The sequence below is a fragment of the Polaribacter batillariae genome (assembly GCF_017498485.1).
Classification (GTDB): Bacteria; Bacteroidota; Bacteroidia; order Flavobacteriales; family Flavobacteriaceae; genus Polaribacter; species Polaribacter batillariae.
On sequence record NZ_CP071795.1, the window covers coordinates 3,191,864 to 3,203,227 of the forward strand.

Sequence of the window (11,364 nt, forward strand, 5' to 3'; positions counted from 1 at the left end):
TAGGTACTAAAAACAATGTTTTTAGACCTAAACCATTTTGTGTATATATTCGTTCTTTATTTTAATTCAAGATTTTAATCAAAAAAATATTCTCTTTTGGCAACGAAAAACACTACTGAAAGAATCAACTTCGCTACTTCTCAAATGATCAAAGAATATCCAGACTTTTTGGATATTCAGGTAAAGTCTTTCCAAGACTTTTTCCAACTTCAAACAAAAGCAGAAGAAAGAGGTGAAGAAGGTTTGTACAAAACCTTTATGGATAACTTTCCAATTACAGATACAAGAAACCAATTTGTATTAGAATTTTTAGACTACTTTGTAGATCCTCCAAGATACTCAATTCAAGAATGTATCGAGAGAGGTTTAACACATAGTGTACCTTTAAAAGCACGTCTTAAACTATATTGTACAGATCCAGAACACGAAGATTTTGAAACAATCGTACAAGATGTATATCTTGGTACCATACCTTACATGACCAATTCTGGTACCTTTGTAATCAATGGTGCAGAACGTGTGGTGGTTTCTCAATTACATAGATCTCCGGGGGTATTCTTCGGACAATCATTCCACGCAAACGGTACAAAATTATACTCTGCAAGAGTAATTCCTTTTAAAGGATCTTGGATAGAGTTTGCTACCGATATCAATCAAGTAATGTATGCTTATATTGATAGAAAGAAAAAATTACCAGTAACCACATTATTCAGAGCCATTGGTTTTGAAAGAGATAAAGATATATTAGAAATTTTTGACCTTGCAGAAGAAGTAAAAGTTTCTAAAGCTGGATTAAAAAAAGTATTAGGCAGAAAATTAGCAGCTAGAGTTTTAAAAACTTGGCACGAAGATTTCGTAGATGAAGATACTGGAGAAGTTGTATCTATCGAAAGAAATGAAATAATTTTCGATCGTGACACAATCTTAGAAAAAGAACATATAGACGAAATAATAGAAGCAGGTGCTAAAACGGTTTTACTTCATAAAGAAGATAACCATATGGCAGACTATGCGATTATTCATAATACATTACAAAAAGACCCTACAAATTCAGAAAAAGAAGCTGTAGAACATATTTATAGACAATTACGTAATGCAGAACCGCCAGACGAAGAAACTGCAAGAGGTATTATAGACAAGTTGTTCTTTTCTGAACAACGTTATAATTTAGGTGAAGTTGGTCGTTTTAGAATGAACACAAAACTTCAGTTAAATGAGCCAATGGATCAAAAAGTATTATCGAAATTAGATATTATAACCATTATTAAATATTTAATTGAGTTAATTAATTCTAAAGCAGAAGTAGATGATATCGATCACTTATCTAACAGACGTGTAAGAACTGTTGGAGAGCAATTAGCAGGTCAGTTTGGTGTTGGTTTAGCACGTATGGCTAGAACCATTCGCGAACGTATGAATGTGCGTGACAACGAAGTATTTACACCAATCGATTTAATTAATGCAAAAACATTATCATCGGTAATTAATTCTTTCTTTGGAACGAATCAATTATCTCAATTTATGGATCAAACGAATCCATTAGCAGAAATTACCCATAAACGTCGTTTATCTGCATTAGGACCTGGAGGTTTATCTAGAGAAAGAGCAGGGTTTGAGGTTCGTGACGTTCACTACACGCATTATGGTCGTTTATGTCCAATTGAAACTCCAGAAGGACCGAATATTGGTTTAATTTCTTCACTAGCAGTATTTGCAAAAGTGAACAATTTAGGTTTTATCGAAACACCTTATAGAAAAGTAAGCGAAGGTGTTGTTGCAAATGAAGAACCAACCTATTTAAGTGCAGAAGAAGAAGAAGGAATGCGTTTTGCACAATCTAACATCGAGTTAGATGAAAAAGGTGCTTTTAAAGAAGATCGAATTATTTCTAGAGAAGGTGGTGATTTCCCTGTGGTAACCCCACAAGAAGTTCAATATATGGATGTCGCTCCTAATCAAATTGCATCAATATCAGCCTCCTTAATTCCTTTCTTAGAGCATGATGATGCCAACCGTGCATTAATGGGTTCGAACATGATGCGTCAAGCAGTTCCATTATTAAGACCAGAAGCTCCAATCGTTGGTACAGGATTAGAACGTAGAGTAGCAAAAGACTCTCGTATTTTAATTAATGCCGAAGGAAATGGAGTTGTAGAATATGTAGATGCAAACAAAATAACAATTAAATACGATAGAACAGAAGAAGAAAGAATGGTTAGTTTCGATTCTGATGAAGTCTCTTACGATTTAATTAAATTTAGAAAAACCAACCAAGGCACCTCCATCAACCTAAAACCTATTGTTCAAAAAGGAGATCGAGTAGAAGAAGGGCAAGTTCTTTGTGAAGGTTATGCAACACAACAAGGAGAATTAGCTTTAGGAAGAAATATGAAAGTGGCCTTTATGCCTTGGAAAGGATATAATTTTGAGGATGCCATTGTAATTTCCGAAAAAGTAGTTCGTGAAGATATCTTTACATCCATTCATATCGATGAGTATTCTTTAGATGTTAGAGATACAAAATTAGGAACCGAAGAGTTAACTAACGATATTCCTAACGTTTCTGAAGAAGCTACCAGTAATTTAGATGAAAATGGAATGATAAGAATTGGAGCAGAAGTAAATCCTGGTGATATCTTAATAGGTAAAATAACACCAAAAGGAGAATCTGACCCAACACCAGAAGAAAAATTATTACGCGCTATTTTTGGAGACAAAGCAGGTGATGTAAAAGATGCATCATTAAAAGCTTCACCATCATTAAGAGGGGTAGTAATTGATAAAAAATTATTTAAAAGAGCTGTAAAAGATAAAAACAAAAGATTAAGAGATAAAGAAGCAGTTGCTGCTTTAGAAGCTTCTTTTGTGTCTAAATTCGAAGGCTTAAAAGACCAATTAATAGAGAAATTATTCAATTTAGTTAGTGGAAAAACATCGCAAGGAGTATTTAATGATTTAGGTGAAGAAGTATTGCCAAAAGGTAAAAAATATACACTTAAAATGTTAAACTCTGTTGACGATTACGTGCACTTAACAGGTTCTTGGACAACAGATAAAGAATTAAACGATTTAGTAGGTGAACTAGTTCACAATTACAAAATTAAAGTAAACGATTTACAAGGTTCTTTACGTCGTCAAAAATTTACAATCTCTGTAGGAGACGAATTACCAGCAGGAATTTTAAAACTAGCCAAAGTTTACATCGCTAAAAAACGTAAGTTAAAAGTAGGTGATAAAATGGCAGGACGTCATGGAAACAAAGGTATTGTAGCTCGTATTGTAAGAGCAGAAGATATGCCTTTCTTAGAAGACGGAACTCCAGTAGATATTGTATTAAATCCATTAGGGGTACCTTCTCGTATGAATATTGGTCAAATTTATGAAACTGTTCTTGGTTGGGCAGGTCAAAAATTAAATAAGAAGTATGCAACACCAATTTTCGATGGAGCATCTTTAGATCAAATTAATGCTTATACAGACGAAGCTGGTGTACCAAGATTCGGACACACTTATTTATACGATGGAGGCACAGGAAAACGTTTCGATCAACCAGCAACTGTTGGTATTATTTATATGATTAAGTTAGGGCACATGATTGAAGATAAAATGCATGCGCGTTCTATAGGACCTTATTCATTAATTACACAACAACCACTAGGAGGTAAAGCACAATTTGGTGGTCAACGTTTTGGAGAAATGGAAGTTTGGGCACTTGAAGCCTATGGTGCATCAAGTATCTTAAGAGAAATTTTAACTGTAAAATCGGATGATGTTATGGGAAGAGCCAAAACATACGAAAGTATTGTAAAAGGCGAAGCTATGCCAGAACCAGGTTTACCAGAATCATTTAACGTATTAATGCACGAATTGAAAGGTTTAGGTTTAGACGTTAGATTAGAAGAATAATTTTTAATAGTAAGCAGTATAACAGTCTGCAGCTTGCAGTCCACTTTTAGTGATGTAAACTGAAGACTGCTAACTGAAGACTGAAGACTATAAAAACATGGCAAGAAAACAAGAGAAGTACACTGTAAAAAAGTTTAATAAAATCTCGATTGGTTTATCATCTCCAGAAGCAATTTTAGAAGCTTCGAGAGGAGAGGTGTTAAAACCAGAAACTATAAACTACCGAACACACAAACCAGAAAGAGATGGTTTATTTTGTGAGCGTATCTTTGGTCCTGTAAAGGATTATGAGTGTGCTTGTGGAAAATACAAAAGAATTCGTTACAAAGGAATCGTTTGTGATCGATGTGGGGTAGAAGTAACAGAAAAGAAAGTACGTAGAGATCGAGTAGGACACATTAACCTAGTGGTTCCTGTTGCTCATATTTGGTACTTTAGATCATTACCTAACAAAATGGGATACCTTTTAGGATTGCCATCTAAAAAGTTAGACATGATTATTTACTACGAACGTTACGTAGTAATTCAACCAGGTATCGCAAAAGGACCTGAAGGCGAACCATTACAAAAAATGGACTTCTTAACAGAAGAAGAATATTTAGATATTGTTGATGAGTTGCCACAAGAAAATCAATATAAAGACGATGCAGACCCAGATAAGTTTATCGCTAAAATGGGTGCAGAATGTTTAATAGATTTATTAGCACGTATCGATTTAGATGCGTTGTCTTTTGAATTAAGACACAAAGCAAATACAGAAACATCTAAACAACGTAAAACAGAAGCATTAAAACGTTTAAATGTTGTTGAAGCATTCAGAGATTCTCAAAAAAATAGAGAAAACAACCCTGAATGGATGATTATGAAGGCAATACCAGTAATTCCACCAGAATTACGCCCATTAGTGCCTTTAGATGGAGGTCGTTTTGCAACTTCAGATTTAAATGATTTATATCGTAGAGTAATTATTAGAAACAATCGTTTAAAAAGATTGGTAGAGATAAAAGCTCCTGAAGTAATTTTACGTAACGAAAAACGTATGTTGCAAGAATCTGTAGATTCGTTATTCGACAACACACGTAAATCATCAGCAGTAAAAACAGAATCTAACAGACCTTTAAAATCTTTATCAGATTCGTTAAAAGGTAAACAAGGACGTTTCCGTCAGAATTTATTAGGAAAACGTGTAGATTATTCAGCACGTTCTGTAATTGTTGTTGGACCAGAATTAAAATTATCAGAATGTGGTATCCCAAAAGATATGGCAGCTGAGCTTTACAAGCCTTTTGTAATTCGTAAATTAATTGAAAGAGGAATTGTAAAAACAGTTAAATCTGCGAAGAAAATAATCGATAGAAAAGAACCAGTTGTTTGGGATATTTTAGAAAATGTAATTAAAGGGCATCCAGTTTTATTAAACAGAGCTCCTACTTTACATAGATTGGGTATTCAAGCATTTCAACCAAAATTAATCGAAGGAAAAGCAATTCAATTACACCCATTAGTTTGTACAGCCTTTAATGCCGATTTTGATGGAGATCAAATGGCAGTGCATTTACCACTAGGACCAGAAGCTATTTTAGAAGCGCAAATACTAATGTTGGCTTCTCACAATATCTTAAACCCTGCAAATGGTGCACCAGTAACGGTGCCTTCTCAAGACATGGTACTTGGTTTATACTACATGACCAAAGAAAGAGTTTCTACTCCAGAAGTTCCAATTAAAGGAGAAGGATTAACTTTCTACTCACCAGAAGAAGTAACCATTGCTTTTAACGAAGAAAAAGTTGACTTAAATGCTGGAATTAAAGTAAGAACTCAAGATATTAACGAAAACGGAGAACAAGTAACTAAAATTATAAAAACTACTGTAGGTAGAGTTTTATTTAATGAAGTTGTACCTCCTGCAGCAGGATATATTAATGAAGTACTAACTAAGAAAAACTTACGTGGTATTATCGGGGCATTTTAAAAGCTACAGATATTCCTACAACAGGAGAATTCTTAGACCAAATAAAAAATATGGGATATAAATTCGCTTTCCAAGGTGGTTTATCATTCTCATTAGGAGATATTATTATTCCTGACGAAAAACAATCGATGATTGATGAAGCGAACAAAGAAGTAGATATCATCGTAGGAAACTATAACATGGGTATGTTAACGCAAAAAGAGCGTTACAATCAGGTAATTGATGTTTGGGGTTCCACCAACAATCGATTAACTGAATTATCTATGAAAAATTTGCGTGAAGACCAACAAGGTTTCAACTCAGTATATATGATGCTTGATTCTGGAGCAAGGGGTTCTAAAGAGCAAATTCGTCAGTTAACAGGTATGCGTGGATTAATGGCGAAACCTAAAAAATCTACAGCAGGTGGTGGAGAAATTATCGAAAACCCAATTCTTTCGAACTTTAAAGAAGGTTTATCGATCTTAGAATACTTTATCTCTACACACGGTGCACGTAAAGGATTGGCAGATACCGCTTTAAAAACCGCAGATGCAGGTTATTTAACTCGTAGATTGGTAGATGTTTCTCAAGATGTTATTATTAATGAAGAAGATTGTGGTACACTAAGAGGTTTAGAAGTTGCTCCATTGAAGAAAAATGATGAGATTGTAGAATCTTTAGCAGACAGAATCGAAGGAAGAGTTTCTTTAAACAACGTTTATCACCCATTAACAGACGAACTTCTTTTAGAAGCAAACCAACCAATTACCTCTCAATTAGCAGAAGCAGTTGATAAATCTGGTATAGATAGTGTAGAAGTAAGATCTCCATTATCATGTGAATCTTCTAAAGGTATTTGTGCAAAATGTTATGGACAAAGTTTATCTACCCGTAACAAAGTACAAATAGGTGAAGCAGTTGGTGTAATTGCAGCACAATCTATTGGAGAACCAGGTACACAGTTAACATTACGTACATTCCACGTTGGTGGAGTTGCTGGTAACATTTCCGAAGATAATAAATTAATTGCAAAGTTCGATGGTAATGTAATAATAGAAGATTTAAGAACAGTAGTAGGTAAAGATAGCGAAGGAAACGATGTAGATATTGTAATCTCTAGAACTGCTGAAATTAAAATTGTAGATAAGAAAACAGGAATTACACAAAGTACCAATATTTTACCTTACGGTTCTATCATTTTCGATAAAGATAGAAAGACCATTAAAAAAGGAGATGCAATTGTACAATGGGATCCATTTAACGGTGTAATTATTTCTGAATTTGCAGGAAAAGTAAAATTCGATAACTTAGAACAAGGTATTAACTACTCTGTAGAAATCGACGAGCAAACTGGTTTCCAAGAAAAAGTAATGATTGACTCTAAGAACAAGAAAATCATCGCATCTTTAATTATTGAAGATAAAGATGGTAACGCCTTACGTTCTTACAGTTTACCAGTAGGTGCACACTTAATGGTTAACGATGGAGATAAAGTAGCACAAGGTCATACTTTAGTTAAAATACCAAGAAAATCTGGTAAAGCAGGAGATATTACTGGAGGTTTACCACGTGTAACAGAGTTATTCGAAGCACGTAACCCTTCGAACCCTTCTGTAGTTTCAGAAATCGATGGTGTGGTTTCTTTCGGAAAAATAAAAAGAGGTAATAGAGAAATTATTGTTGAGTCTAAAACAGGAGATGTTAGAAAGTATTTGGTAAAATTATCTAACCAAATTTTAGTTCAAGAAAACGACTTTATTAAAGCAGGTATGCCATTATCAGACGGGGCAACAACTCCTTCAGATATTTTAAGAATCAAAGGACCTTCTGCAGTACAAGAATACTTAGTAAACGAAATTCAAGAAGTATATCGTTTACAAGGTGTAAAAATTAACGACAAACATTTCGAGGTTGTAGTTCGTCAAATGATGCGTAAAGTTAGAATTATAGATTCTGGAGATACTTTATTCCTAGAGAATCAATTAATTCATAAAAACGACTTTATCGAAGAAAATGATGCAATTTATGGAATGAAAGTTGTCGAAGATGCTGGAGATTCAGAAAACTTAAAACCGGGTCAAATTATTTCTGCACGTCAATTAAGAGACGAGAACTCTTTATTGAGAAGAAACGACCAAAACTTAGTAACCGCAAGAGATGCAAAACCTGCAACAGCAGAACAAGTTTTACAAGGTATTACAAGAGCTTCTTTACAAACAAAGTCGTTTATTTCTGCAGCTTCTTTCCAAGAAACTACAAAAGTATTAAACGAGGCTGCTGTAAGTGGTAAAGTAGATACATTAGAAGGTTTAAAAGAAAATGTAATTGTTGGTAAGAAAATACCAGCAGGAACAGGAATGCGAGTTTACGATAAAATAATCGTAGGACCTAAAGACGAAATAGAACAAAGTTTCTAAATAACGTGTAAACACTTAAATATTTTAAAAGTTGAATTGTATGCTGTAATTAATTACAATATTCAATTCAACTTTTTTTTATGATGTCTCCTCGAGCGCAGTCGAGAGGTTTATAATAGAGGTCTCGACTGCGCTCGACCTGACAAATTTATCAAAATGGAAGAAAATCAAAACAAAGACGGTCAGTTAAATATCGAGTTAGATCAAGAAATCGCAGAAGGTACTTATTCTAACTTGGCAATCATTAACCATTCGATATCAGAGTTTATTGTAGATTTTATAAATATTATGCCAGGCGTACCAAAGGCAAAAGTAAAATCTAGAATTATACTAACTCCTCAACACGCCAAAAGACTTACTAAAGCTTTGGCAGACAATGTTCGTAAGTTCGAAGAAGCACATGGAGAAATAAAAGATTACGAGCAACCACCAATTCCAATGAATTTTGGCCCTACAGGTCAGGCTTAAAAGTTAAAATTAAAAAAGTGAAATATTACATTTCGCTTTTTTTTATGGTTAGTAATTCTTTTTCTAAAGAAGAAATATAAATATGTTTTTCTTACAAACGAAGCCCATAATGGGCGATTAACTCTTTTATGGTAATCTTTTTTGCTGTTGTTTTTTTGAATGGAATTTTCTTGAAAATTAATATTTAAAAAACAATAGCGTCCTAAACGATTAAAAAAGAGAAAGGGAAATTTGTTTCTCAAAGTTACCTTTGTGGAGCACCACAAAAAACAGCTTTCTCTGATGCTAAATATAACATTATTTTCTCAAATAATTTCAAAACTAAACATTCCTAAATGATGCTACTGTAGCTTGTGAATTTTCACGTAAGAATACCATTTGAAAATAGTTTTAGAGACAAACGAGACAAAACAAACACTTTGTTAAAAATTATGTTAAAAAGAATTCTCTCGTAAAATAGAATTGATAAACTACTGTACATTTGTATTGCAAATGAAACATTTACTTAAATATCCTTATTTTAAATTACTTTTTACAGTAATATTTGCGCTTGTTTTTAATAATAAATTACAGGCAAATACTTTACCCGTATCTTCTAATTTAAGCTCGATATCTTTTTCAACAAATAATTTTAATGAAGAAGAGAACGATGTATTGATAGATGTTATAATTTTTGCAGAACAACAAAAAGAGGAAGAAGAAAGTTTTTCTAATAATTTTTCGGGCACTCTTTCTAGCAATATCGCTTATATCCAAAATAATATACATTTCTATAAGTGTATTGATGGACATTTATTTTCTTCAGCAAAAAAGCGATTTTATATTTTATACTGCCAGTTAAAAACACATTTCTAAGGTTATTATTTATCAGTTCGTACGCATTTAGGATTTCTAGTTTTAGAATTCCTTTAACCACTATTTAACTTAAATAATAATACATTGAAATATATATTAATTATACTATTCTTAATACCTGTAGCAGTATTAGGTCAAAGTAAAACAGTAAAACAAAGCAATAGTTCTTGGAACACTGTAATTTTAGATTATAAAATTAACAACAAGTTTTATTTAAAAAACGAAGCCCATTTTAGAAGAACTCATTTTTTAGACGATTGGCAACAAATTTTAATAAGACCTTCTATACATTACAATCTTAACAAAACGGTCGATTTTGCAGTAGGTTATACTTTTGCTAAAAATTATAGAGATACTCATAATTTTAATGAAAACGATATATGGCAACAAATAATGTTGTCGCATGCATCTGGAAAATCGAACTTTAAACATCGTTTTAGACTCGAACAACGTTTTATAGAACAATTTGTACAACTTTCTAATGCTAGTTTTAGCGAAAATGGAACCGACTTTAAGATGCGTTTTCGATATCGATTCACTTGGGGAATGCCACTATTTAAAGTTACCGATACTAAAAAAATAAACCTTACGGCATTTGATGAGATTTGGTTGAATACAGGTAGTGGAATTGTACCAGAATCAATAAATCAGAATTGGTTTTATGTAGGAATTTCTTACCCAATATTTAAAAATGCTTCTTTAGGTATGGGGTATTTAAATGATTATGCACCAGTGGGGGTAAATAGTTTTAGAAACAATAATATATTACAAACAACATTAAAATATCATCTTTAAATAAATTTAAAATGAAAATTAAAAATAGCATTTTCGCAGTCGTATTACTTGCAATTACATTCACGTCTTGCAATAAAGGAACAAAAACAGCAAAGCAATCTAAAAAAACTCCTGAAAAAGAGCAGGTTTCTGCAACAAATCATCAAAAAAAACATTGGAGTTATGCTGGAGAAACCGGTCCAGAACATTGGGTAGAGATCGAAAAAAACTCAGAATGTGGAGGAGAGTTTCAATCTCCGGTAAATATTGTAAGTGTAGATGCATTGGCAGATGAAAGTTTAAAACCATTAGACATCCATTACGCATCTAGTACTAAAATTCATGATGTAAAAAATAACGGACATTCTATTCAGTATAATTTTGAAAGTGGAGATTATATCAATTATAAAGGCGATACCTACGATTTAAAGCAAATTCATTTTCATGAATCGTCTGAACATACAATAAACGGAATTCGGTTTCCGTTGGTAATTCACATGGTACATGTAAGTAAAAAAGGAGAGTACTTAGTATTGGCAGTTATGGCAAAAGAAGGTGTTTCAAGTGCTCCTTTCGATTTCTTAGAAAGTTATTTACCACTTAAGAAAGGAGAAATAAAAACGGTAGATAGCTCGTTTAATCTTAATTTAAATCTTCCTAAAAATAAAGGATATTACAATTATGTAGGTTCGCTTACCACACCACCATGTACACAAGGGGTAAATTGGTTTGTTTTTAAAGAACCAATTACGGTTTCTTTAGAGCAGGTAAATAAATTAAAAAAATTAATGCCTATTAATAATTATAGAAATGAACAACCTTTAAATGGAAGAAAAATAAAAATGACAAAATAAATATACCGTTAGTTTTTGATTGGAGAAAAACCGTCTAAGCAAATTTTTTGTTTAGGCGGTTTTTTATGCCATTTATTATTTGAAATTATCGTAATAAAACGTCTTTTTTTTCTTTTCTATTTCGTTGTAAAAAAGA

The 11,364-nt window shown here is 32.7% G+C and carries 7 protein-coding genes; all 7 read left to right on the forward strand.

What is annotated here, in order from left to right; translation table 11 throughout:
* Positions 1–96 precede the first annotated feature (96 nt).
* The 7 genes from rpoB (at position 97) to JL193_RS14215 (ending at position 11,228) form a co-directional block, all read left to right on the forward strand.
* Positions 97–3,906, forward strand: coding sequence for a DNA-directed RNA polymerase subunit beta (gene rpoB, locus JL193_RS14190; protein ID WP_207971415.1), 3,810 nt, complete (start codon positions 97–99; stop codon positions 3,904–3,906).
* Between the two features lie 97 nt (positions 3,907–4,003).
* Positions 4,004–5,878, forward strand: coding sequence for a DNA-directed RNA polymerase subunit beta' (locus JL193_RS17570; RefSeq protein WP_437440079.1), 1,875 nt, complete (start codon positions 4,004–4,006; stop codon positions 5,876–5,878).
* 185 nt (positions 5,879–6,063) lie between these two features.
* Positions 6,064–8,277 (forward strand): DNA-directed RNA polymerase subunit beta', encoded by a 2,214-nt coding sequence (locus JL193_RS17575; protein ID WP_437440092.1) that lies wholly within the window; start codon positions 6,064–6,066, stop codon positions 8,275–8,277.
* 156 nt (positions 8,278–8,433) lie between these two features.
* Entirely contained in the window at positions 8,434–8,745 is a 312-nt protein-coding gene (locus JL193_RS14200; protein WP_207971416.1) for a DUF3467 domain-containing protein, read from the forward strand.
* A 492-nt stretch (positions 8,746–9,237) separates the two neighbouring features.
* The gene (locus tag JL193_RS14205; protein ID WP_207971417.1) at positions 9,238–9,600 is read left to right on the forward strand and encodes a hypothetical protein; all 363 of its coding nucleotides are present in this window, start codon (positions 9,238–9,240) and stop codon (positions 9,598–9,600) included.
* Positions 9,601–9,684: 84 nt separating this feature from the next.
* Positions 9,685–10,395 (forward strand): DUF2490 domain-containing protein, encoded by a 711-nt coding sequence (locus tag JL193_RS14210; protein WP_207971418.1) that lies wholly within the window; start codon positions 9,685–9,687, stop codon positions 10,393–10,395.
* An 11-nt stretch (positions 10,396–10,406) separates the two neighbouring features.
* Positions 10,407–11,228, forward strand: coding sequence for a carbonic anhydrase (locus JL193_RS14215; RefSeq protein WP_207971419.1), 822 nt, complete (start codon positions 10,407–10,409; stop codon positions 11,226–11,228).
* Positions 11,229–11,364: the final 136 nt, after the last annotated feature.

What these genes read in the sequence shown, in the direction of transcription:
- JL193_RS17570 (WP_437440079.1), top strand. Translation starts at nt 4,004, where the DNA reads ATGGCAAGAAAACAAGAGAAGTACACTGTAAAAAAGTTTAATAAAATC.
- JL193_RS17575 (WP_437440092.1), top strand. Translation starts at nt 6,064, where the DNA reads ATGTTAACGCAAAAAGAGCGTTACAATCAGGTAATTGATGTTTGGGGT.
- JL193_RS14200 (WP_207971416.1), top strand. Translation starts at nt 8,434, where the DNA reads ATGGAAGAAAATCAAAACAAAGACGGTCAGTTAAATATCGAGTTAGAT.
- JL193_RS14205 (WP_207971417.1), top strand. Translation starts at nt 9,238, where the DNA reads ATGAAACATTTACTTAAATATCCTTATTTTAAATTACTTTTTACAGTA.
- JL193_RS14215 (WP_207971419.1), top strand. Translation starts at nt 10,407, where the DNA reads ATGAAAATTAAAAATAGCATTTTCGCAGTCGTATTACTTGCAATTACA.